Source organism: Sodalis sp. RH21 (assembly GCF_047324175.1).
Lineage (GTDB): Bacteria > Pseudomonadota > Gammaproteobacteria > Enterobacterales > Enterobacteriaceae > Acerihabitans.
The window spans coordinates 5,760,568-5,783,744 of record NZ_CP178732.1 but is presented as its reverse complement, the minus strand read 5'-3'; the positions used below and the strand labels follow the sequence as shown (position 1 = coordinate 5,783,744).

The 23,177-nt window shown below is 53.6% G+C and carries 16 protein-coding genes, 2 tRNA genes and 3 rRNA genes; 15 read left to right on the top strand and 6 right to left on the bottom strand.

Annotated features, from left to right (window positions below):
• Positions 1-99: 99 nt before the first annotated feature.
• The 5 genes from rrf to ACL2XP_RS26655 all read right to left on the bottom strand — a co-directional run bounded on the left by rrf (position 100) and on the right by ACL2XP_RS26655 (position 5,772).
• Positions 100-215 (bottom strand): 5S ribosomal RNA (gene rrf, locus ACL2XP_RS26675).
• 111 nt (positions 216-326) lie between these two features.
• A 23S ribosomal RNA gene (locus ACL2XP_RS26670) occupies positions 327-3,414 on the bottom strand.
• A 384-nt stretch (positions 3,415-3,798) separates the two neighbouring features.
• A tRNA-Ala gene (locus ACL2XP_RS26665) sits at positions 3,799-3,874 on the bottom strand.
• Between the two features lie 205 nt (positions 3,875-4,079).
• Positions 4,080-4,156, bottom strand: a tRNA-Ile gene (locus tag ACL2XP_RS26660).
• Between the two features lie 73 nt (positions 4,157-4,229).
• Positions 4,230-5,772: ribosomal RNA gene (locus ACL2XP_RS26655) — 16S ribosomal RNA — on the bottom strand.
• Together the 16S, 23S and 5S rRNA genes with 2 tRNA genes alongside form the textbook arrangement of a ribosomal RNA operon.
• Positions 5,773-6,251: 479 nt before the next feature.
• Here ACL2XP_RS26655 and ACL2XP_RS26650 point away from each other — a divergent pair.
• Positions 6,252-6,941, top strand: coding sequence for a FadR/GntR family transcriptional regulator (locus ACL2XP_RS26650; RefSeq protein ID WP_413736433.1), 690 nt, complete (start codon positions 6,252-6,254; stop codon positions 6,939-6,941).
• A 35-nt stretch (positions 6,942-6,976) separates the two neighbouring features.
• Here ACL2XP_RS26650 and kup read toward each other — a convergent pair whose 3' ends face one another.
• Entirely contained in the window at positions 6,977-8,845 is a 1,869-nt protein-coding gene (gene kup, locus ACL2XP_RS26645) for a low affinity potassium transporter Kup (protein WP_413736432.1), read from the bottom strand.
• A gap of 240 nt (positions 8,846-9,085) precedes the next feature.
• Between kup and ravA the strand changes: the two genes are divergently transcribed.
• From ravA to atpD, 14 genes are all read left to right on the top strand, one after another.
• A complete protein-coding gene (gene ravA, locus ACL2XP_RS26640) occupies positions 9,086-10,585 on the top strand; it encodes an ATPase RavA (protein WP_413736431.1) in 1,500 nt (499 codons plus the stop codon).
• A 6-nt stretch (positions 10,586-10,591) separates the two neighbouring features.
• On the top strand, positions 10,592-12,055 hold the full coding sequence (gene viaA, locus ACL2XP_RS26635) for an ATPase RavA stimulator ViaA (protein WP_413736430.1): 1,464 nt from the start codon (positions 10,592-10,594) through the stop codon (positions 12,053-12,055).
• 13 nt (positions 12,056-12,068) lie between these two features.
• Positions 12,069-12,530, top strand: coding sequence for a transcriptional regulator AsnC (gene asnC / locus ACL2XP_RS26630; protein ID WP_413736429.1), 462 nt, complete (start codon positions 12,069-12,071; stop codon positions 12,528-12,530).
• A gap of 89 nt (positions 12,531-12,619) precedes the next feature.
• On the top strand, positions 12,620-13,060 hold the full coding sequence (mioC, locus tag ACL2XP_RS26625; RefSeq protein WP_413736428.1) for an FMN-binding protein MioC: 441 nt from the start codon (positions 12,620-12,622) through the stop codon (positions 13,058-13,060).
• Between the two features lie 379 nt (positions 13,061-13,439).
• Complete coding sequence (gene mnmG, locus ACL2XP_RS26620) at positions 13,440-15,329, top strand: tRNA uridine-5-carboxymethylaminomethyl(34) synthesis enzyme MnmG (protein WP_413736427.1); 1,890 nt, start codon at positions 13,440-13,442, stop codon at positions 15,327-15,329.
• A gap of 118 nt (positions 15,330-15,447) precedes the next feature.
• Positions 15,448-16,068, top strand: coding sequence for a 16S rRNA (guanine(527)-N(7))-methyltransferase RsmG (gene rsmG / locus ACL2XP_RS26615; protein ID WP_413736426.1), 621 nt, complete (start codon positions 15,448-15,450; stop codon positions 16,066-16,068).
• A 633-nt stretch (positions 16,069-16,701) separates the two neighbouring features.
• Entirely contained in the window at positions 16,702-17,082 is a 381-nt protein-coding gene (gene atpI / locus ACL2XP_RS26610) for a F0F1 ATP synthase subunit I (protein WP_413736425.1), read from the top strand.
• An 8-nt stretch (positions 17,083-17,090) separates the two neighbouring features.
• A complete protein-coding gene (atpB, locus tag ACL2XP_RS26605) occupies positions 17,091-17,912 on the top strand; it encodes a F0F1 ATP synthase subunit A (protein ID WP_413736424.1) in 822 nt (273 codons plus the stop codon).
• 49 nt (positions 17,913-17,961) lie between these two features.
• Positions 17,962-18,201: a F0F1 ATP synthase subunit C gene (gene atpE / locus ACL2XP_RS26600; protein ID WP_132924133.1), complete on the top strand. Its 240-nt coding sequence runs from the start codon at positions 17,962-17,964 to the stop codon at positions 18,199-18,201.
• A gap of 63 nt (positions 18,202-18,264) precedes the next feature.
• The gene (atpF, locus tag ACL2XP_RS26595) at positions 18,265-18,735 is read left to right on the top strand and encodes a F0F1 ATP synthase subunit B (RefSeq protein WP_413736423.1); all 471 of its coding nucleotides are present in this window, start codon (positions 18,265-18,267) and stop codon (positions 18,733-18,735) included.
• Between the two features lie 14 nt (positions 18,736-18,749).
• Positions 18,750-19,283: a F0F1 ATP synthase subunit delta gene (gene atpH / locus ACL2XP_RS26590; protein WP_413736422.1), complete on the top strand. Its 534-nt coding sequence runs from the start codon at positions 18,750-18,752 to the stop codon at positions 19,281-19,283.
• A gap of 12 nt (positions 19,284-19,295) precedes the next feature.
• Positions 19,296-20,837: a F0F1 ATP synthase subunit alpha gene (atpA, locus tag ACL2XP_RS26585; RefSeq protein WP_413736421.1), complete on the top strand. Its 1,542-nt coding sequence runs from the start codon at positions 19,296-19,298 to the stop codon at positions 20,835-20,837.
• 50 nt (positions 20,838-20,887) lie between these two features.
• A complete protein-coding gene (atpG, locus tag ACL2XP_RS26580; protein WP_413736420.1) occupies positions 20,888-21,754 on the top strand; it encodes a F0F1 ATP synthase subunit gamma in 867 nt (288 codons plus the stop codon).
• Between the two features lie 32 nt (positions 21,755-21,786).
• Positions 21,787-23,169, top strand: coding sequence for a F0F1 ATP synthase subunit beta (gene atpD, locus ACL2XP_RS26575; RefSeq protein ID WP_162368311.1), 1,383 nt, complete (start codon positions 21,787-21,789; stop codon positions 23,167-23,169).
• Positions 23,170-23,177 lie beyond the last annotated feature (8 nt).

The window sequence follows — 23,177 nt, the reverse complement described above, 5'->3', positions numbered from 1 at the left end:
CGTTCTTCAGCTCCGTGAAGCGCCGCGTCTTTCCGGCGGACCGGTTTTTGCAGCAAATGAAAAAGCCCTCTGTTTTCACAGAGGGCTTATCAATTGGATGCCTGGCAGTTCCCTACTCTCGCATGGGGAGACCCCACACTACCATCGGCGCTACGGCGTTTCACTGCTGAGTTCGGCATGGGGTCAGGTGGGACCACCGCGCTAGTGCCGCCAGGCAAATTCGATTAACCAACCGTTATCCCGCCGCTTTCGTCGGGGTAACCATCGGCCTTTATCCGGAACAGTCGCTGAAAATTCTTTCGTCTCTTAAACATCTTAGGTGTTGTAAGGTTAAGCCTCACGGGTCATTAGTATCGGTTAGCTCAACGCATCGCTGCGCTTACACACCCGACCTATCAACGTCATCGTCTTTAACGTCCCTTCAGGTGACTTAAAGCCACAGGGAAGACTCATCTCGAGGCAAGTTTCCCGCTTAGATGCTTTCAGCGGTTATCTTTTCCGCACGTAGCTACCGGGCAATGCCATTGGCATGACAACCCGAACACCAGTGGTGCGTCCACTCCGGTCCTCTCGTACTAGGAGCAGCCCCTCTCAATCTTCCAACGCCCACGGCAGATAGGGACCGAACTGTCTCACGACGTTCTAAACCCAGCTCGCGTACCACTTTAAATGGCGAACAGCCATACCCTTGGGACCTACTTCAGCCCCAGGATGTGATGAGCCGACATCGAGGTGCCAAACACCGCCGTCGATATGAACTCTTGGGCGGTATCAGCCTGTTATCCCCGGAGTACCTTTTATCCGTTGAGCGATGGCCCTTCCATTCAGAACCACCGGATCACTAAGACCTGCTTTCGCACCTGCTCGAGCCGTCACTCTCACAGTCAAGCTAGCTTATGCCTTTGCACTAACCTCACGATGTCCGACCGTGATTAGCTAACCTTCGTGCTCCTCCGTTACTCTTTAGGAGGAGACCGCCCCAGTCAAACTACCCACCAGACACTGTCCTCGACCCGGATCACGGGCCGGAGTTAGAACATCAAACATTAAAGGGTGGTATTTCAAGGTTGGCTCCATGCAGACTGGCGTCCACACTTCAAAGCCTCCCACCTATCCTACACATCAAGGCTCAATGTTCAGTGTCAAGCTATAGTAAAGGTTCACGGGGTCTTTCCGTCTTGCCGCGGGTACACTGCATCTTCACAGCGAGTTCAATTTCACTGAGTCTCGGGTGGAGACAGCCTGGCCATCATTACGCCATTCGTGCAGGTCGGAACTTACCCGACAAGGAATTTCGCTACCTTAGGACCGTTATAGTTACGGCCGCCGTTTACCGGGGCTTCGATCAAGAGCTTCAGCTTGCGCTTAACCCCATCAATTAACCTTCCGGCACCGGGCAGGCGTCACACCGTATACGTCCACTTTCGTGTTTGCACAGTGCTGTGTTTTTAATAAACAGTTGCAGCCAGCTGGTATCTGCGACTGGCTTCGGCTCGGGGAGCACGTCCCTCCACCTAATGCCAGCGTGCCTTCTCCCGAAGTTACGGCACCATTTTGCCTAGTTCCTTCACCCGAGTTCTCTCAAGCGCCTTGGTATTCTCTACCTGACCACCTGTGTCGGTTTGGGGTACGATTCGATGTGACCTGGAGCTTAGAGGCTTTTCCTGGAAGCGTAGCATCAATTCCTTCACCACCGTAGTGGTTCGTCGTCACGCCTCAGTGTTGAATAAAAGAGCGGATTTACCTGCTCTTTCCACCTTCACGCTTGAACCGGGACAACCGTCGCCCGGCGAACCTAGCTTTCTCCGTCCCCCCTTCGCAGTCACACCCAGTACAGGAATATTAACCTGTTTCCCATCGACTACGCCTTTCGGCCTCGCCTTAGGGGTCGACTCACCCTGCTCCGATTAACGTTGAACAGGAACCCTTGGTCTTCCGGCGAGCGGGCTTTTCACCCGCTTTATCGTTACTTATGTCAGCATTCGCACTTCTGATACCTCCAGCAGCCCTCACAGGCCACCTTCGCAGGCTTACAGAACGCTCCCCTACCCAACGGACATATCCTTAAAACGCCTGCGGTGTCCGGTCGGGACAACATGATGGTTCGTAAACATCGCCGTGAATACGTCCTTGTAGGCTCGTTCCACGCCATCCCTGGCGTGGACGGTTTACTCTCCCATCACCCTGTCCCGCCCCTTTTGACTGACGTTATCCGCGTCATCAAGCGCTTTAAGTGATATGTCCGCTGCCGCAGCTTCGGTGCATGGTTTAGCCCCGTTACATCTTCCGCGCAGGCCGACTCGACCAGTGAGCTATTACGCTTTCTTTAAATGATGGCTGCTTCTAAGCCAACATCCTGGCTGTCTATGCCTTCCCACATCGTTTCCCACTTAACCATGACTTTGGGACCTTAGCTGGCGGTCTGGGTTGTTTCCCTCTTCACGACGGACGTTAGCACCCGCCGTGTGTCTCCCGTGATAACATTCTTCGGTATTCGCAGTTTGCATCGGGTTGGTAATCCGGGGTGGACCCCTAGCCGAAACAGTGCTCTACCCCCGAAGATGAATTCACGAGGCGCTACCTAAATAGCTTTCGGGGAGAACCAGCTATCTCCCGGTTTGATTGGCCTTTCACCCCCAGCCACAAGTCATCCGCTAATTTTTCAACATTAGTCGGTTCGGTCCTCCAGTTAGTGTTACCCAACCTTCAACCTGCCCATGGCTAGATCACCGGGTTTCGGGTCTATACCCTGCAACTTGACGCCCAGTTAAGACTCGGTTTCCCTACGGCTCCCCTAAACGGTTAACCTTGCTACAGAATATAAGTCGCTGACCCATTATACAAAAGGTACGCAGTCACCCTGACGAATCAAGGCTCCCACTGCTTGTACGTACACGGTTTCAGGTTCTGTTTCACTCCCCTCGCCGGGGTTCTTTTCGCCTTTCCCTCACGGTACTGGTTCACTATCGGTCAGTCAGGAGTATTTAGCCTTGGAGGATGGTCCCCCCATCTTCAGACAGGATATCACGTGTCCCGCCCTACTCATCGAGCTCACAGCCATTGCACCTTCGGATACGGGGCTATCACCCTGTGTTGCCGGACTTTCCAGACCGCTCTCCTGATGCAAAAGCTGATGGTGACTCTGGGCTGTTCCCCGTTCGCTCGCCGCTACTGGGGGAATCTCGGTTGATTTCTTTTCCTCGAGGTACTGAGATGTTTCAGTTCCCTCGGTTCGCCTCGATACGCTATGGATTCACGTAACGATAGTGCAACGAATTGCACTGGGTTTCCCCATTCGGACATCGCCGGCTGATAGCGCTTCATATCAGCTCACCGGCGCATTTCGCGGATTAGCACGTCCTTCATCGCCTCTGACTGCCTAGGCATCCACCGTGTACGCTTAGTCACTTAACCTCACAACCCTAAGATGTCTTCGAAATGGCGGCGAAAGGCCCCTGCCGGTGTTGCGCGGTGCTCGTCATGCTCATGGACATCAAGTCCACTGCGCTGACTGCGCGCCGGGCGCCTTGGCCGGTGCTTTCTCGCTCATTCCTCAACACGGCCATCATCGACACGATGACCTGTTTAGGTGTGTTTATTTGAGAGACTCGCATACTGATTTTGCTCAGCATGGTATTTCAAATTTTCAGCTTGTTCCGGATTGTTAAAGAGCGGTATTTCGCAGCATACTCGTTAGAGTGTGCTCTGAAATAAACAAGAAAAACCAGACAATCTTACCTATCCCTTCCTTAGACACAGGCCGTAAACATATGTCACAAACGCAGGCCCTGAAGGAAATGGTGGAGCTAAGCGGGATCGAACCGCTGACCCCCTGCGTGCAAGGCAGGTGCTCTCCCAGCTGAGCTATAGCCCCAAGTCGTTAAAACCTCGTAATACCGGCCAGTCTTTTCCACGAAAAAATCACCGGGCACCATAAAGGATACACAGCAATTGAACATCGGGATAAGGGACAGCACGATAGCCAGTTCGCTTAGCCGCAGACAGTTTCGGCGCGAGTAACGCAGTGTGCGTGAGCACATGGGTCACGCCGCGGTGAAAATGACCAGGGTAAGTAGAACTGGTAGGCCTGAGTGGACTCGAACCACCGACCTCACCCTTATCAGGGGTGCGCTCTAACCACCTGAGCTACAAGCCTATAGAAGGTTTTTCTTGCTCGTTACAGTTATCAGACAATCTGTGTGGACACGTCACAATGAGGCATCTTTCGGTAAGGAGGTGATCCAACCGCAGGTTCCCCTACGGTTACCTTGTTACGACTTCACCCCAGTCATGAATCACAAAGTGGTAAGCGCCCTCCCGAAGGTTAAGCTACCTACTTCTTTTGCAACCCACTCCCATGGTGTGACGGGCGGTGTGTACAAGGCCCGGGAACGTATTCACCGTGGCATTCTGATCCACGATTACTAGCGATTCCGACTTCATGGAGTCGAGTTGCAGACTCCAATCCGGACTACGACGCACTTTGTGAGGTCCGCTTACTCTCGCGAGTTCGCTTCTCTTTGTATGCGCCATTGTAGCACGTGTGTAGCCCTACTCGTAAGGGCCATGATGACTTGACGTCATCCCCACCTTCCTCCGGTTTGTCACCGGCAGTCTCCTTTGAGTTCCCACCATTACGTGCTGGCAACAAAGGATAAGGGTTGCGCTCGTTGCGGGACTTAACCCAACATTTCACAACACGAGCTGACGACAGCCATGCAGCACCTGTCTCAGAGCTCCCGAAGGCACATTCGCATCTCTGCAAACTTCTCTGGATGTCAAGAGTAGGTAAGGTTCTTCGCGTTGCATCGAATTAAACCACATGCTCCACCGCTTGTGCGGGCCCCCGTCAATTCATTTGAGTTTTAACCTTGCGGCCGTACTCCCCAGGCGGTCGATTTAACGCGTTAGCTCCGAAAGCCACGGCTCAAGGCCACAACCTTCAAATCGACATCGTTTACAGCGTGGACTACCAGGGTATCTAATCCTGTTTGCTCCCCACGCTTTCGTACCTGAGCGTCAGTCTTCGTCCAGGGGGCCGCCTTCGCCACCGGTATTCCTCCAGATCTCTACGCATTTCACCGCTACACCTGGAATTCTACCCCCCTCTACGAGACTCTAGCCTGCCAGTTTCAAATGCAGTTCCCGGGTTAAGCCCGGGGATTTCACATCTGACTTAACAGACCGCCTGCGTACGCTTTACGCCCAGTAATTCCGATTAACGCTCGCACCCTCCGTATTACCGCGGCTGCTGGCACGGAGTTAGCCGGTGCTTCTTCTGCGAGTAACGTCAATGATAGGCGCTATTAACCCCTACCCCTTCCTCCTCGCTGAAAGTGCTTTACAACCCGAAGGCCTTCTTCACACACGCGGCATGGCTGCATCAGGGTTTCCCCCATTGTGCAATATTCCCCACTGCTGCCTCCCGTAGGAGTCTGGACCGTGTCTCAGTTCCAGTGTGGCTGGTCATCCTCTCAGACCAGCTAGGGATCGTCGCCTAGGTGAGCCATTACCTCACCTACTAGCTAATCCCATCTGGGTTCATCCGATGGCGTGAGGCCCGAAGGTCCCCCACTTTGGTCTTGCGACGTTATGCGGTATTAGCTACCGTTTCCAGTAGTTATCCCCCACCATCAGGCAGATCCCCAGACATTACTCACCCGTCCGCCGCTCGCCGGCAAAGTAGCAAGCTACTTCCCGCTGCCGCTCGACTTGCATGTGTTAGGCCTGCCGCCAGCGTTCAATCTGAGCCATGATCAAACTCTTCAATTAAAAGCTTGATGCTCAAAGATTGTCATACTGTTAATCTTTTGAATTACCGTATGTCACTCTTCAAGACTTGGTATTTTGTGTTTCGATACCGTCTTGTGAGTGCCCACACAGATTGTCTGATAAATTGTTAAAGAGCATGGCCAGCGTGATGTAAAACTCACCTGGCGCGGGTTGCGTATATTACGTTTTCCCGCTGAAGAGTCAAGCTTTTATTTGCTCCGGCCCGTGATGCGGCGGAGCGCTTTCCCCTTGCCGACCCGGCGTCGCGTTAGCGTTTGTTCCCGGTCAGTGGAGGCGCATTATAGGGACTTTCTCAGGCCTGACAAGCTCTTATTCGTAAAAACAAGCCGATCGGTTTAATTTTCAACAAATGTGGGTTAAATTCAGGGATCGAGGCGACATTTACAACATTTGCCGCGCCATATAACGGCCTGCGGGCATACTATGAAGAGAATGATAACAGCACAGGACTGGCCGCGATGCATTTGACACCGCAACAACAAGCCGCACAAAGAAACCTTTCCTATCTCCTGGCCGAGAAACTGGGCCAACGCATCCTGGCGGGGGAATACACCGCCGGCGAGATCTTGCCCGGGGAAATCGAGTTAGGGGAACTTTTCGGAGTAAGCCGCACCGCGGTCAGGGAAGCGGTAAAGATATTGGCGGCCAAAGGGATGTTATTACCCCGCCCGCGCATCGGTACCCGGGTGTTGCCGCGGCATCAGTGGAATTTCCTGGATCAGGAGCTGCTGGGCTGGTGGCTGACCCGCGAGAACTTCGAGGAGGTCATGCAGCACTTCCTGGTTATGCGCACCAGCCTGGAACCTCAGGCCTGCGCATTGGCGGCCACCAATGCCACCGGGGAGGAGAAACGTACGCTGGCCGCGATAATGGAAGAGATGTACGCCCTGCACCAACATTTCGACCGCGAACGCTGGATAAGCGTCGATGCGCAGTTCCACCGGCATATCTATGAGATAAGCGGTAATCCTTTCTTATCTTCATTTGCCAATTTGTTCAGTTCGATTTATCAGAACTATTTTCGCGCCATCGTAAACGATGATCGGGTAAAACCCGATCCGCACCAGGCCATTGTGGACGCGATATTGGCGTCCGATGCCAGGGAGGCGATGGCGGCCTGCAAGCGATTACTGGCAGGCAATGACTGAGGAATAAGCAAGGCGCCGCGCCGGCGGGCGCTGGCCTAAATTTCCACCTGCGTGCCCAGTTCTATCACCCGGTTAGGCGGGATAAGGTATTGATCTGGCGCGCGCAAGGCGTTACGGCTCAGGGCGATAAACAGTTTGCCGCGGATTAGCAGATACCAGGGACGTTTACCCAGGATCAGCGATTCGTGGGACATAAAGAAAGACGTTTCCATCATGCGGCACGATAATCCTTCCAGCCCGCAGCGATGGAAAATCTCCTCCATATCCGGTGTCTCTTTAAACCCATAGCTGGCCACTACCCGCCAAAAGGTCGGGGAAAGCTGCTCGATGGTCACTCGGCGCACGTTATGTACGAAGGGCGCATCCTCGGTCCGCAAGGTCAGCAGCACGACCCGTTCATGCAGTACCTTGTTGTGCTTGAGGTTGTGCAGCATGGCGAAAGGGATCACGTTCATCGCCCGCGACATAAATACCGCCGTGCCCGATACCCTGACCGGCGGCGATTTCTCCAGCGATGCAATCAGCGCCTCTAGGGAATTGCCGTGCTCGTGCATGCGCCGCAGCAGCCGGAACCGCTCGCTCTTCCAGGTGGTCATGACGATAAACATCAGGAAACCCAGCAGGAGCGGCAACCAGCCGCCGGAGAAAATCTTGAGGGCATTGGCGGCAAACATGGGGATATCCATCGCCAACAATAACACCAGCAACGCCATGACCAGAAAGCGGTTCCAGTGCCAGTTTTTTACCGCCACGGTACAGGACAAAATACTGGTCAGCACCATGGTCCCGGTAACGGCGATACCGTAGGCCGCCGCCAGATTGCTGGAGTGCTCAAAGCTCATAATGACCAGCACTACGGCGACATAGAGCAGCCAGTTAATAAAGGGAATATAAATCTGTCCGGATTCCATCTCGGAAGTATGGACGATACGCATAGGAGGCAGATACCCCAGGCGGACCGCCTGGCGGGTTAAAGAGAACACTCCGGAAATCACCGCCTGGGAGGCAATAACCGTCGCCAGGGTGGCTAGCACCAGCAGCGGGATCAGCGCCCAATCCGGCGCTAATAAAAAGAAAGGGTTCTTTATGGCCGCGGGCGTTTTCAGTAATAGCGCCCCCTGGCCGAAATAATTGAGCACCAGCGAGGGCAATACCGCGCTAAACCAGGCGATGCGGATCGGCAATTTACCGAAATGCCCCATATCGGCATACAGCGCCTCAACCCCGGTAATCGACAGCACCACGGCGCCCAGGGCAAAGAACGAGATAGTTTTATATTGGATAAAAAAGCTGACCGCCCATTTAGGATTAAGGGCATATAGCACTTCCGGATTGCTGATAATTCCGCGCACCCCTAATACCGCCAGGGTCAGGAACCAAACCACCATCACGGGGGCGAATAGCTTGCCGATGCCACCGGTGCCTTTTTTCTGGATCAGAAACAGCAACGTCAGCACGGCGATAGATAAGGGGACAATATAAGTGTCCAGCGACGGCGCGGCGATTTGCAACCCTTCGATGGCCGAAAGCACCGAGATGGCAGGCGTAATCACAACCTCGCCATAAAAAAAACTGCCGCCAATCAACCCCATAATAACCAAGACCGATGTCATGCGTGCGGACGTGTTTCTACCGGCCAGGGACATAAGAGTTAATATCCCGCCTTCGCCCGCGTTATCCGCCCGCATAACGAAACTGAGATATTTAAATGAAACGATCAGGATCAGCAGCCAAAAAATTAATGAGAGAAAGCCGAGCACCGCACCCCGCTCAACGCCAAAGCCATAGTGTCCCGCCAGACATTCTCTTAAGGTATATAGAGGACTGGTACCAATATCCCCATAAACCACGCCGATTGCTGCCAATGTCACCGCTGACAAGGATTGCTTATTCTCTTTGCTCATAACCTCTTCGCGCTGTTTTATATCCGTAAGCGTTTGGTGGGCTCGATCCGTAGCTCATCAAAAAGCGCACAGTATGCATGAAACTTGTAGAATACCTAATCTAATATCCGCTTCAATCCGTTACAAACCGCCAAAACGATATGAAATCCGGCCACCCGGCGCGTTATTTCGGCTCTATCATTATAAAAAGCGGTGGTTTATTGTTTCGTCACCATTATTAATTGGGATAACGCATTTATTATGGCTCATTCGTCCCCGCTGGTTGAGAGAATTTATCGCCTGAGTAGCGCGCTGGAAAGCGGGTTATACGAGCGACAGCATACTATCCGGCTCTGCCTGCTGGCGGCTTTATGCGGCGAGAGCGTCTTTTTATTAGGGCCGCCGGGCATTGCCAAAAGCCTGATAGCGCGGCGCCTCAAACACGCCTTCCGCCACGCCCGGGCTTTTGATTACCTGATGACGCGCTTTTCCACACCGGAAGAAGTCTTCGGCCCGCTCTCCATCCAGGCCCTGAAAGAGGAAGGACGATACCACCGCTTAACCAGGGGTTATCTTCCAGAAGCGGAGATCGTGTTTCTCGATGAGATTTGGAAAGCCGGACCGGCGATTTTGAATACCTTACTGACCGCCATTAACGAGCGACGGTTTCGTAACGGCGATACGGAGCAAGTCCTGCCGCTGCGTCTGTTAATTACCGCGTCGAATGAATTGCCGGATGCCGATAGCGGCCTGGAAGCGCTTTATGACCGTATGCTGATTCGTCTCTGGCTGCATAAGGTCAAAGATAAAAGCAATTTCCACGCCCTGCTTACGCATAATAATGATATCGATGAACACGCCTTTCCCGAGTCCCTGCGCATCGGCGATGAGGAATATCTCGCCTGGCAGGGGCAAATCGACCGGATAACGTTGCCGACGGACTGTTTTGAATTGATCTATCAGCTCCGCCTACGGCTGGATGCCCTGGCGCAGGCGCCCTATGTGTCCGACCGGCGTTGGAAAAAAGCATTGCGTCTATTGCAGGCGAGCGCCTTTTTCAGCGACCGCCAGGCTATCGCGCCGGTGGATCTTATCCTGTTAAAGGATTGCCTGTGGCATGACCCGGACAGCCTGGCGCTGGTGGCCAATCAGGTGGAACTGCTGATGGTGGAGCAAGGCTACCAGCAACAGGCCATGATAATGAAAATTCAGGATATCGAACGGGAAAGAGTGGAGCAACGCCGCGCAGGCCAGCAGTTACAGGCCCTGACCCTGGAGGCGAAAAAAGGAATGATGGCCCGCAAAGCGGTTTATTCCCTGCCTGATAGCGTTACCGCCGCCACCCTGCAATTGATATTGCAAACGCCGCTGATTTTACATGACATCACGGTGACCCATATTTCCCTTGAGCGGGACGCCTTGCAACACTGGCTACAAAAAGGCGGCCAATTGAAGGCTAAGTTGAACAACATCGGTTTTGCCCAATCCCTGGAGGCGCGCATTACCGCCCAGGGACAACTGGAAGTCCTGGATATCAGCCGGCAGGCCTCCTTATTGGCGCCAGCAGGGCAGCAACCGTCCCTGGAGCTCACGCCGGAGTTGCAAGAAGCCATGGCCCTGGTCGAGCGGCAATTCCATCAGCAGCGCAACCGTTTCAGCGAGCACCAATCCTGCCTGTTTATCCCTAAAGAGTGGGTAGCGAAAATTGAAGCCAGTTTACTGGACGTTTCACGGCAACTGCAGCACGCCTGGCAGGATTAACCCATTATGCTGGCGTTAACCACGCTCGATCTGTTTTTATCGATTAACGAAAGCGAACTGCTGGATGAATTTATCCTGACGCTGCTTGCCAGCCCGCAGTTGGTGGTATTCCTGGAAAAATACCCGCCGTTTAAAAAAGCGCTGCTCAAGCGGATACCGCTGGTTAAACAACGCCTGGAACAGGCGCTGACCGAAACCCGGGTATCACCTGAACTGGCGGCGGAGTTCTATCTATTCCAGCAAAATCAGCTTATGCCGCTGGGACAATTCAGGACCGGGCTGGCCCCGACCCTGGAACGGCTGGGGCAGTTGCACTCGGATTTTTATGCGGAAGCCGGGCATTTGGCTGGAGCGGTAACCTTTGCAGGTGACCGCCCCGATGAAAGCTTCCAGTTGCTGTTTTTGCAACGTTGGCGCATCAGCCTGACGATGCGGGCGGTAACCCTGCACCGCCGGTTGTTGGAACAGGAGCGGGAGATGCTGCTTAACGAATTGCAGCAGCAATTGGCCATCAGCGGTGCGCTGGCGCCTTTAATGGTGGAAAACGATGCCTCCGCCGGGCGATTATGGGATATGGCCGTCGGGCAGCGACAGCGGCAGGATTACCGGCTGTTAGTCCATTACGGCGAGTTTTTGCAGCGACAGCCGGAACTGCGCTCACTGGCGGATCAACTGGGGCGCAGCCGCGAAGCCCATGCCGTCTCGGCTCCCGATGCCCCGCAGCGCTGGGTCCGCCTGCGCATGCGCGTACCGGCGGTACAGCCGGAAGAAGTCAGCGGTATTCATCAAAGCGACGATTTGCTGCGATTATTACCCACCGAGCTGGCCACCCTGGGCATTGACGAGCTGGAGTTTGAGTTTTATCGCCGGCTGCTGGAAAAGCGATTGCTCACCTACCGTTTACAAGGCGAAGGGTGGGAAGAACGGGTGGTAAAACGATCGGCGCACAGCGAACACCGCGAGACGCAGCCCAGAGGGCCTTTTGTCGTCTGCGTCGATACCTCCGGCTCGATGGGCGGGTTTAACGAGCAGTGCGCAAAAGCCTTTTGCCTGGCGCTGATGCGCATCGCGCTGGCGGATAATCGCCGTTGCTTTATTACCTTATTCTCCACCGGCATGGTCAGCTACGAACTTAGCGCATCCTCGGGACTGGAACAGGCGATCCGTTTTCTTGGCCAGCGCTTTAGCGGCGGCACCGACCTCAGCGCCTGCATCGCCGCTTTGGCCGATCGCCTGGATACCGCGGATTGGCGGGACGCCGACGCGGTGGTGATATCGGATTTTATCGCCCAGCGGCTGCCTGATGCGCTTATCGCCCGCATAAAACAAAAACAGCGAGGGCAGCAGCAGCGTTTCCACGCGGTCGCCCTGTCATCGCTGGGAAAACCGGGTATCCTGAAGATATTCGATCATGTCTGGCATTTCGACACCGATTTTAAACACCGTTTATTACGCCGCTGGCACCGTTGATACAGAGGAAATAATGCCGGAAAGTTATCAGATAGATACGCTCGATCGCGCCATTTTACAGGCCTTGATGGCCAATGCCCGCACCGCCTATGCCGAACTGGCCAAACAGCTGATGGTCAGCGCCGGCACCATTCATGTGCGTGTGGAGAAGATGAAGCAGGCGGGCATTATCACCGGCGCCCGAGTGGATGTGAGCGCCAAGCATTTGGGTTACGATGTCTGCTGTTTTATCGGCATCATCCTCAAAAGCGCCAAGGATTACCCGTCGGCGCTAAAAAAGCTCGATGCGCTGGAAGAAGTGGTGGAAGCCTATTACACCACGGGACATTACAGCATTTTTATTAAAGTCATGTGCCGCTCCATCGATGCCTTGCAAGAGGTACTTATCAACAAGATCCAAACCATCGACGAGATCCAGTCCACTGAAACGCTGATCTCCCTGCAGAACCCCATCAGCCGCACCATCGTCCCCTGACAGTAATTTCTTATACCCCTATTATCCACAGGTAGATCCCAGGCGATACACAGCGTACAATATCGGCTCTTTATTCAGACGGAACGATTATGACCGACGTAACGATCATTAGCGGCAGTACCCTGGGCAGCGCCGAGTATGTGGCGGAGCATCTCGCCGGCATTATTGAACAACAGGGGCATACGGCCAATGTCTTGCACGGTCCTGAGCTTGAAGAGCTGATCCCGCAAGGCGTTTGGCTGATCGTTTCCTCGACCCACGGCGCGGGCGATCTTCCCGATAACCTGCAACCGCTGTTTGAACAGCTGGCCGCCGAGCAACCCTCGCTGGCCGGGGTGAAATACGGTGCTATCGGCATCGGCAGCAGCGAATACGACACGTTTTGCGGCGCTATCGACAGTATCGATCGCCAGATGATCGAACGCGGGGCGTCACGGGTCGGCGCTATTCTGAAGATCGATATCACCCAACATGAAATTCCTGAAGATCCGGCGGAAGAGTGGGTGAAAAGCTGGATCGACCTAATATAATTAAAAAAAGATCGCTCTTTTTCTGTGGATAACCTGGCTTGAAACCCGCCTATAACCGGTAGTTATCCACTGTATAACCTTTGTTCGCTTTTCAATCAGTGGATAAGTGCCGATCTTGATCCCAGCTTATACCGATTGGGATCACCGATCATTCACAGCAAACGATCGTCGATAACGATCTGTTTTCGCAGATGAAAAAAGGCTTATCCACAGAGGATCGCGATCATAGTAGTAGACATAATAAAGAGATCTTTAAATAAAAAGATCTTTCTTTAATTACCTGCCGATCCCCGGGGCTTGTTTCACTGCCAAAGTTGAGTAGAATCCACTTTCCCGAAGGCCCTTGACGATCTTTCGCCCCAAGCGAGGTTTATTTAGCATGTTCTATCCCGATCAATTTGACGTCATCATCATTGGTGGCGGCCATGCCGGTACGGAAGCGGCCATGGCGTCAGCCCGCATGGGATGCAAAACCCTGCTGTTGACGCATAATATTGATACGCTTGGACAAATGTCCTGCAATCCGGCAATTGGCGGGATCGGTAAAGGCCATTTGGTCAAAGAAATCGACGCCATGGGCGGCCTGATGGCCAAGGCGATTGACCAGGCGGGGATTCAGTTTAGGATACTAAACGCCAGCAAAGGGCCGGCCGTGCGCGCCACCCGTGCCCAGGCCGATCGCTTGCTTTACCGGCTGGCGATCAGGACCGCGCTGGAGAACCAACCCAACCTGATGATCTTTCAACAGGCGGTGGAAGATCTTATCGTCGAGAACGATCGGGCCGTGGGCGCCGTCACCCAGATGGGTCTGAAATTCCGGGCTAAAGCGGTGGTATTGACCGTAGGCACCTTCCTGGACGGCAAGATCCATATCGGCATGGATCATTACAGCGGCGGCCGCGCCGGCGATCCGCCGTCGATCTCATTGTCCAAACGCCTGCGCGAACTGCCTTTCCGGGTCAAACGCCTGAAAACCGGCACCCCGCCGCGCCTGGATGCCAGGACGATCGATTTCAGCCAGTTGGCCACGCAGCAGGGTGATGTGCCGCTGCCGGTCTTCTCGTTCATGGGCTCGGTGGAACAGCATCCGCGCCAGGTGCCCTGCTACATTACCTACACCAATGAACGCACCCATGAGGTAATACGCCAGAATCTGGATCGCAGCCCGATGTATGCCGGGGTGATCGAAGGCGTAGGCCCGCGTTATTGCCCTTCTATCGAAGACAAGGTGATGCGTTTTGCCGATCGCGATTCCCATCAGATCTTCCTTGAACCCGAGGGGCTGACCAGCAACGAAGTTTACCCTAACGGCATTTCCACCAGTTTGCCGTTCGACGTACAGATGAAAATGGTGCATTCGATGAAAGGTCTGGAAAATGCCGGCATCGTGCGTCCCGGCTACGCCATTGAATATGACTTTTTCGATCCGCGCGATTTAAAGCCCACCCTGGAAAGCAAATATATCGGCGGGTTGTTCTTCGCCGGGCAAATCAACGGCACCACAGGTTACGAAGAGGCCGCGGCGCAGGGCATGCTGGCCGGTATCAACGCCGGACGTCTGGCCAATGAACAGGAAGGCTGGTCGCCGCGGCGCGATCAAGCCTACCTCGGCGTGCTGGTGGACGATCTTTGCACCCTGGGCACCAAAGAACCCTATCGTATGTTTACTTCCCGCGCCGAATACCGCCTGCTGCTGCGCGAAGACAACGCGGATTTGCGTTTGACCGCCGCCGGGCGTGAACTTGGCCTGGTTGACGACGAGCGCTGGGCGCGCTTTAGCGAGAAACTGGAAAATATCGAACGGGAACGCCAGCGCTTGCGCGACGTTTGGGTTAATCCCCGTACCGAGGATGTCGCCAGCGTCAACCAGCTGTTAAAAGCGCCGTTATCCCGCGAAGCCAGCGGTGAAGAGCTGCTGCGCCGTCCCGAGATGACCTATGACATATTGACCGCTTTGCCGATGTTTGCGCCGGGATTAACCGATGCGCGGACAGCCGAACAGGTGGAAATCCAGATCAAATATGAAGGGTATATCACGCGCCAGCAGGATGAGATCGACCGCCAACTGCGCAATGAGAACACCCTGCTGCCGGTAGAGCTGGATTACCTGCAGGTGGCGGGGTTGTCCAACGAGGTCATTGCCAAGCTAAACGATCATAAGCCCAACTCCATCGGCCAGGCTTCCCGCATTTCAGGCGTAACGCCCGCGGCGATCTCGATCCTGCTGGTATGGCTGAAAAAGCAGGGGTTGCTGCGCCGCAGCGCCTGATCGGCCCGCTCTGACCCTTTGCCGCCGGATCTTCCCGGCGGCTTTGTTTTTTTATACAACACGCCACATTATCCGCGACGGCATTAACGCCGGCCGTGCCGTATACGAGGGACTCATCATGCTGGCTAAACTGGAATCATTACTCGCCCAGGCGGAAATAACGCTTACCGATGAGCAAAAACAGCGGCTTGTGCTGTATGTCGAGCTACTGAACAAATGGAACAAAGCCTACAACCTGACGTCGGTACGCGAACCCGGACAAATGCTGGTGCGCCACATCCTCGACAGCATCGTGGTGAACCCCCATTTGCGGGGACGCGATTTTATCGACGTGGGCACCGGCGCCGGCCTGCCGGGCATACCGCTGGCCATTGTGCGGCCCGATGCCCGCTTTACCTTGCTCGATAGCCTGGGCAAGCGCATGCGGTTTTTGCGCCAGGCGCAGCATGAGCTTGGGCTGGATAATATCGAACTGGTACAAAGCCGGGTGGAAGAGTATCAGCCTGACGCGCCATTTGACGGCGTTATCAGCCGCGCCTTCGCCTCCATAAACGATATGCTGGCATGGTGCCATCATTTACCCGCGGCGGGGCAAGGGCGGTTCTACGCGCTTAAAGGCGTGGTGCCGGCCGATGAGCTGGCCGCGCTGCCGGCAACATTCGTCCTGGAAGCGGTGATTGAGTTAGCCGTTCCGCAATTACAAGGCGAACGGCATTTAGTGGTCATCCGGCCACGTTAAATTTGTTTTTTATCAATAAAAGATTGAATAGAATAAACGACGTCTTGGTAGGGTAAATTAATTTTAGCAGTCAACTATTTTAAATGTTGTTTACTTAAATTTTACATCCTATTAGCATTATCCGGCGGCAGAAAATTAGTTCTAGTCCTAATAGTAACTATGTAAAATATATATGTCTAAACATGTCTATGCTATTACCCGCCTGATTTCCGGAAAATAGTCGGTCTTATGGGCGTCAGAGGGGATTGGCGGGATATAAAGGCTGTTTTTTATAAAAAAATATATAACTGTATGAATTTGATATATTTATTAATTTAACTTCACCCAGCGGCGAAAAAAGGGAATCCGCGTTGCAAAAACATTCCCCCCTTTTAACGTGATCACGCGCACAGTTTCGTAAGCAATAATTGCTCAAGCAGTATAAAGTTATGCATGGTATGATTCCCGCGCTTTAAGGGGAAAAAGGGCTAAAACGAAGGGATTTAAATTATTGTTCACCTTTTCGCTACTTATGCATTGAATTCGTAGTGTCTACCCGTATAATTTGCACGTTTTTCGTTACTTGACTCATGGCGCTAAAGGCAGTTTTATACACCTGCAATCTGACCAGAACGGGTAGGGGGGAGTGAACATATGTCCTTATCCCTCTATAGCGGGAAAGTTGCTGGAAAGTTATTATTTATCCAGCTAATGGCGTTGGTCCTGTTCAGCGCGCTGTTCGCGCTGCGGAGTTCGCAGTGGGGCGTTTCCGCCCTTGGCGGGGGACTGGCGGCCTGGCTGCCGAATGTGTTGTTTGTGCTATTTACCTCGTGCCTTCAGGTGAGCGTTCCGGCCGCGGGGCGGGTAGCCTGGTCGTTCGCCATCGGAGAGGCGCTCAAGGTAGTCGCCACCATAGCCTTGCTGATAGTGGCGCTTGGGATGTTCAGGGCAGCGTTTGTTCCACTGGGCCTGACCTATTTATCGGTGCTGATTGTGCAGATATTGGCACCGGCCGTAATTAACAACAAAGGGTAAGAGGCATCATGTCTGCATCAGGAGAAATCTCTACTCCACAGGAATACATAGGCCATCACCTGAATAACCTTCAGTTGAACCTGCGTACTTTTGAACTGGTTAATCCCCACGACGGCCCGGCGACTTTCTGGACGCTCAACATTGACTCCATGTTCTTTTCCGTGCTGCTCGGTGTGATTTTTATCACCATCTTTGCTCGCGTAGCCAAAGGCGCCACCAGCGGCGTCCCTGGAAAGCTGCAAACCGCGGTTGAACTGATTATCGGGTTTGTCGACGGCAGCGTGCGGGACATGTTTCACGGCAAGAGCAAGCTTATCGCGCCGCTGGCGTTAACCATTTTCGTCTGGGTTTTCCTTATGAACCTGATGGATTTGCTGCCTATCGATTTGCTGCCCACTATCGCCGAACGCTATATGGGGCTGCCGGCGCTGCGCGTGGTGCCTTCCGCGGACGTGAATATCACCATATCCATGGCGCTGGGCGTATTTATCCTCATTCTTATCTATAGCGTGCGGATGAAGGGGATTGGTGGTTTTGTCAAAGAACTCACCATGCAGCCGTTTAACCATTGGGCGTTTATACCCATCAACCTGATTCTCGAAGGCGTTAGCTTACTGTCTAAACCAGTTTCTTTAGGCCTTCGGTTGTTCGGCAATATGTATGCGGGTGAGTTGATCTTCATTCTGATTGCCGGTCTGTTACCGTGGTGGTCGCAGTGGATTCTGAATGTGCCCTGGGCCATTTTCCATATACTGATCATTACGTTGCAAGCCTTTATCTTTATGGTGCTGACGATTGTCTATCTTGCGATGGCGTCCGAAGAACACTGATTTTTTTACAATACTGTTGCGTTTAATCTGAAACAAACTGGAGACTGTCATGGAAAACCTGAATCTCGATCTGCTGTACATGGCTGCCGCTGTGATGATGGGTCTGGCGGCAATCGGTGCTGCGATCGGTATCGGCATCCTGGGTGGTAAATTTTTGGAAGGTGCAGCGCGTCAGCCGGATCTGATTCCTCTGCTGCGTACTCAGTTCTTTATCGTTATGGGCCTGGTCGACGCCATCCCCATGATCGCTGTAGGTCTGGGACTGTACGTGATGTTTGCCGTAGCGTAGTGTGTATCACTGCGTGAAATTAGTAAAACATCAACCCGTTAACTTTATAAGAGGCATTGTGCTGTGAATCTTAACGCAACAATCCTCGGCCAGGCCATCGCGTTTATCCTGTTTGTCCTGTTCTGCATGAAATACATATGGCCGCCGCTCATAGCAGCCATCGAGAAGCGTCAGAAAGAAATTGCTGATGGCCTCGCTTCTGCGGATATGGCCAAAAAAGAGGTAGACATAGCGCAAGCCAACGCGAGCGATCAACTGAAAAAAGCGAGAGCCGAAGCCCAGGTAATCATCGAGCAAGCCAACAAGCGCAAAGCTCAGATTATGGACGAAGCAAAAGCGGAAGCAGAAGACGAACGCAACAAAATCGTAGCGCAGGCTCAGGCCGAAATTCAGGCCGAAACCAAACGGGCTCGTGAAGAGCTGCGTAAGCAAGTCGCGCTGCTGGCTTTAGCTGGTGCCGAGAAGATTATCGAACGTTCCGTGGATGAAGCTGCCAACAGCGACATCGTAGATAAACTGGTCGCTGAACTGTAAGGAGGGAGGGGCTGATGTCTGAATTAGTTACTGTAGCTCGCCCCTACGCCAAAGCAGCGTTTGACTTTGCCGTCGAGCACCAAAGCGTTGAACAGTGGCAAGCAATGTTGTCATTTACCGCCGAGGTCAGCCGCAACGATCAGATGGCTGAACTGTTATCCGGCGCCATTGCGCCAGAAACACTGTCGGAAACGTTTATCGCGGTGTGCGGCGATCAACTCGACCAGGCGGGCCAAAATCTTATTAAGGTCATGGCCGAAAATGGACGTTTGGCGGTTTTGCCTGATGTGCTGGAACAGTTTATTCAATTGCGTGCCGCGCAGGAATTGACTGTGGAAGTGGAAGTGATTTCCTCCAGCACACTGAAAGATGAGCAACTGGCGAAAATTACTGCCGCGATGGAACAACGTCTGTCACGCAAAGTTAAGCTGAATTGCAAAATTGATAAGTCTGTAATTGCCGGCGTAATCATTCGTGCGGGCGATATGGTGATAGATGGCAGCGTACGCGGTCGTCTCGAACGCCTGGCAGACGTATTGCAGTCTTAAGGGGACTGGAGCATGCAACTGAATTCCACCGAAATCAGCGAACTGATCAAGCAGCGCATTGCTCAGTTCAATGTAGTGAGCGAAGCTCACAATGAAGGTACTATCGTCTCCGTGAGTGACGGTATTATCCGTATTCATGGCCTGGCCGAAGTTATGCAGGGTGAGATGATCGCTCTGCCGGGTAACCGCTTCGCTATCGCCCTGAACCTGGAACGCGACTCTGTCGGCGCCGTGGTGATGGGGCCTTACGAAGATCTGGCTGAAGGCATGAAGGTCAAATGTACCGGCCGTATTCTGGAAGTGCCGGTAGGACGGGGCCTGTTGGGCCGCGTGGTCAATACCCTCGGTGCGCCTATCGACGGTAAAGGCCCGGTTGATAATGACGGATTTTCCGCCGTTGAGGCGATTGCGCCGGGCGTTATCGAGCGTCAATCGGTTGATGAACCGGTACAGACCGGTTACAAATCCGTCGATGCCATGATTCCTATCGGCCGCGGCCAGCGTGAGCTGATCATCGGCGACCGTCAGACCGGTAAATCGGCGCTGGCGATCGATGCGATAATCAACCAGCGCGATTCCGGCATAAAATGCGTTTATGTCGCTATCGGCCAGAAAGCCTCCACCGTTGCCAACGTGGTGCGCAAGCTCGAAGAGCATGGCGCACTGGCGAACACCATCGTTGTGGTCGCCACCGCTTCCGAGTCCGCCGCCCTGCAATATCTGGCGCCGTATTCTGGTTGTGCCATGGGCGAGTATTTCCGTGACCGCGGCGAAGATGCGCTGATCATTTATGATGATCTGTCTAAACAAGCCGTGGCATATCGCCAAATTTCCCTGCTGCTTCGTCGCCCGCCAGGACGTGAAGCCTATCCTGGGGACGTATTCTATCTTCACTCCCGTTTGCTGGAACGTGCCTCGCGTGTCAACGTCGAATACGTCGAAGCTTTCACCAAGGGTGAAGTTAAGGGCAAGACCGGCTCGCTGACCGCATTACCGATCATCGAAACCCAGGCGGGTGACGTTTCCGCGTTTGTTCCGACCAACGTGATTTCCATCACCGATGGTCAGATCTTCCTGGAATCAAGCCTGTTCAACTCCGGTATTCGTCCTGCGGTCAACCCGGGTATCTCTGTTTCTCGCGTGGGCGGTGCCGCTCAAACGAAAATCATGAAAAAACTGTCGGGCGGTATCCGTACGGCGTTGGCCCAGTACCGTGAACTGGCTGCGTTCTCGCAGTTCGCTTCCGATCTGGATGAAGCTACCCGTAAGCAGTTGAATCATGGTCAGAAAGTGACAGAACTGTTGAAGCAGAAACAGTATGCGCCGATGTCCGTGTCACAGCAGTCCCTGGTTCTGTTCGCCGCTGAACGTGGTTATCTGGAAGACATTGAGCTGGCTAAAGTCGGTGACTTCGAAGCCGCGCTTATGGCTTACGTCGACCGCGAAGAAAGCGAGCTGATGCTGCAAATCAACCAGACAGGCGCCTATAACGATGAGATCGAAGGCAAGCTGAAAGGCATCCTCGATAACTTCAAGGCAACCCAGTCCTGGTAACGCGCTATGGCCTGCTTCGGCAGGCCATAAAGCAATGAGGAGGAGCAGAGATGGCCAGCGCCAAAGAAATACGTACTAAGATCGCCAGCGTGCAAAACACGCAGAAGATCACCAAAGCGATGGAGATGGTTGCCGCATCCAAAATGCGCAAGTCGCAGGAGCGTATGGCGGCCAGCCGTCCTTATGCAGAAACTATGCGTAAAGTGATTGGTCACCTTGCTTTGGGAAATCTGGAATATAAACATCCCTACCTGGAAGAGCGCGACGTTAAGCGCGTTGGGTATCTGGTGGTGTCGACCGACCGTGGTCTGGCTGGCGGCCTGAACATTAACCTGTTCAAAAAAGTGCTGACGGACATGAAAGGCTGGAATGAAAAAGGCGTTGAGGCAGAACTGGCGCTGATTGGTTCCAAGGCAGTATCTTTCTTTAACGCCGTTGGCAGCAAAGTGGTTGCCCAGGTAACCGGTATGGGGGATAACCCCACGCTGTCGGAACTGATTGGGCCGGTAAAAGTCATGCTGCAAGCGTATGACGAAGGCCGCCTGGATAAGCTCTATATTGTCAGCAATAAATTCGTTAATACCATGTCTCAGGTACCGCAACTTTTACAAATCCTGCCTTTGCCCCCAGCGGAAGACGGCGAGGAACTGAAGAAGAAAACCTGGGATTATCTGTATGAACCTGATCCGAAGGCGCTGCTCGATACCCTGCTGCGCCGTTATGTGGAATCACAGGTTTATCAGGGCGTCGTTGAAAACCTGGCCAGCGAACAGGCCGCGCGAATGGTAGCGATGAAAGCCGCAACGGATAACGGTGGCAACCTGATCAAAGAGTTGCAACTTGTTTACAATAAGGCTCGTCAATTCAGCATCACTCAGGAACTCACCGAGATCGTTTCGGGAGCCGCCGCGGTTTAGGTTAGGGTTACGAATTACGTAGAGGATTCAAGATGGCTACTGGAAATGTTATCCAGGTTATCGGCGCCGTGGTTGACGTCGAGTTCCCGCAAGATGCTGTACCTAAAGTGTACAATGCCCTTGAAGTGGAAAACGGTGCCACCAAATTGGTGCTGGAAGTAGAACAGCAGTTAGGCGGCGGCGTCGTCCGTTGCATCGCCATGGGTTCGTCAGACGGTCTGCGTCGCGGACTGAAAGTGACTAACCTGGAACGTTCGATTGAAGTGCCGGTGGGCAAAGCCACGCTGGGACGTATCATGAACGTACTGGGCGAACCGGTTGATATGAAGGGCGAAATCGGTGAAGAAGAACGGTGGTCAATCCATCGTCCGGCGCCGAGCTACGAAGATTTGTCCAGCTCGCAGGAATTGCTGGAAACCGGTATCAAGGTTATCGACCTGATGTGCCCGTTCGCCAAGGGCGGTAAAGTCGGCCTGTTCGGCGGCGCCGGCGTAGGTAAAACCGTCAACATGATGGAGCTTATCCGTAACATCGCGATTGAGCACTCAGGCTATTCGGTATTTGCCGGCGTGGGCGAACGTACCCGTGAAGGGAACGACTTCTATCACGAAATGACCGATTCAAACGTTATCGACAAAGTATCGTTGGTGTACGGCCAGATGAACGAGCCGCCGGGAAACCGTCTGCGCGTGGCGCTGACCGGGCTGACCATGGCGGAAAAATTCCGTGATGAAGGCCGCGACGTGCTGCTGTTTATCGATAATATCTACCGTTACACCCTGGCCGGGACAGAAGTATCCGCGCTGCTTGGCCGTATGCCTTCAGCGGTAGGCTACCAGCCGACGCTGGCGGAAGAAATGGGCGTGCTGCAAGAACGCATCACCTCCACCAAAACCGGTTCCATCACCTCCGTGCAGGCGGTATACGTACCGGCGGATGACTTGACCGACCCGTCACCGGCAACCACCTTCGCCCACCTTGACGCCACGGTAGTATTGAGCCGTCAAATCGCCTCTTTGGGTATCTACCCGGCGGTTGACCCGCTTGACTCAACCAGCCGTCAGCTGGACCCACTGGTCGTCGGCCAGGAGCATTACGATGTCGCCCGCGGCGTGCAGTCTATCCTGCAGCGTTATCAAGAGCTGAAAGATATCATTGCCATCCTGGGTATGGACGAGTTGTCCGAAGACGACAAACTGGTAGTGTCCCGCGCACGTAAAATCCAGCGCTTCTTGTCTCAACCGTTCTTCGTCGCTGAAGTATTTACCGGCTCGCCGGGTAAATATGTTTCCTTGAAAGACACTATTCGTGGCTTTAAAGGCATCATGGACGGTGAATACGATCACCTGCCAGAGCAGGCGTTCTATATGGTCGGTTCCATTGATGAAGCAGTGGAAAAAGGCAAGAAACTGTAACGCTGTGA

Excerpts from the sequence above, each read along its gene's own strand:
- viaA (WP_413736430.1), top strand. The coding sequence starts at position 10,592 with ATGCTGGCGTTAACCACGCTCGATCTGTTTTTATCGATTAACGAAAGC.
- mioC (WP_413736428.1), top strand. The coding sequence starts at position 12,620 with ATGACCGACGTAACGATCATTAGCGGCAGTACCCTGGGCAGCGCCGAG.
- mnmG (WP_413736427.1), top strand. The coding sequence starts at position 13,440 with ATGTTCTATCCCGATCAATTTGACGTCATCATCATTGGTGGCGGCCAT.
- asnC (WP_413736429.1), top strand. The coding sequence starts at position 12,069 with ATGCCGGAAAGTTATCAGATAGATACGCTCGATCGCGCCATTTTACAG.
- rsmG (WP_413736426.1), top strand. The coding sequence starts at position 15,448 with ATGCTGGCTAAACTGGAATCATTACTCGCCCAGGCGGAAATAACGCTT.
- ravA (WP_413736431.1), top strand. The coding sequence starts at position 9,086 with ATGGCTCATTCGTCCCCGCTGGTTGAGAGAATTTATCGCCTGAGTAGC.
- atpB (WP_413736424.1), top strand. The coding sequence starts at position 17,091 with ATGTCTGCATCAGGAGAAATCTCTACTCCACAGGAATACATAGGCCAT.
- atpH (WP_413736422.1), top strand. The coding sequence starts at position 18,750 with ATGTCTGAATTAGTTACTGTAGCTCGCCCCTACGCCAAAGCAGCGTTT.
- atpD (WP_162368311.1), top strand. The coding sequence starts at position 21,787 with ATGGCTACTGGAAATGTTATCCAGGTTATCGGCGCCGTGGTTGACGTC.
- kup (WP_413736432.1), bottom strand. The coding sequence starts at position 8,845 with ATGAGCAAAGAGAATAAGCAATCCTTGTCAGCGGTGACATTGGCAGCA.
- ACL2XP_RS26650 (WP_413736433.1), top strand. The coding sequence starts at position 6,252 with ATGCATTTGACACCGCAACAACAAGCCGCACAAAGAAACCTTTCCTAT.
- atpG (WP_413736420.1), top strand. The coding sequence starts at position 20,888 with ATGGCCAGCGCCAAAGAAATACGTACTAAGATCGCCAGCGTGCAAAAC.
- atpI (WP_413736425.1), top strand. The coding sequence starts at position 16,702 with ATGTCCTTATCCCTCTATAGCGGGAAAGTTGCTGGAAAGTTATTATTT.
- atpA (WP_413736421.1), top strand. The coding sequence starts at position 19,296 with ATGCAACTGAATTCCACCGAAATCAGCGAACTGATCAAGCAGCGCATT.
- atpE (WP_132924133.1), top strand. The coding sequence starts at position 17,962 with ATGGAAAACCTGAATCTCGATCTGCTGTACATGGCTGCCGCTGTGATG.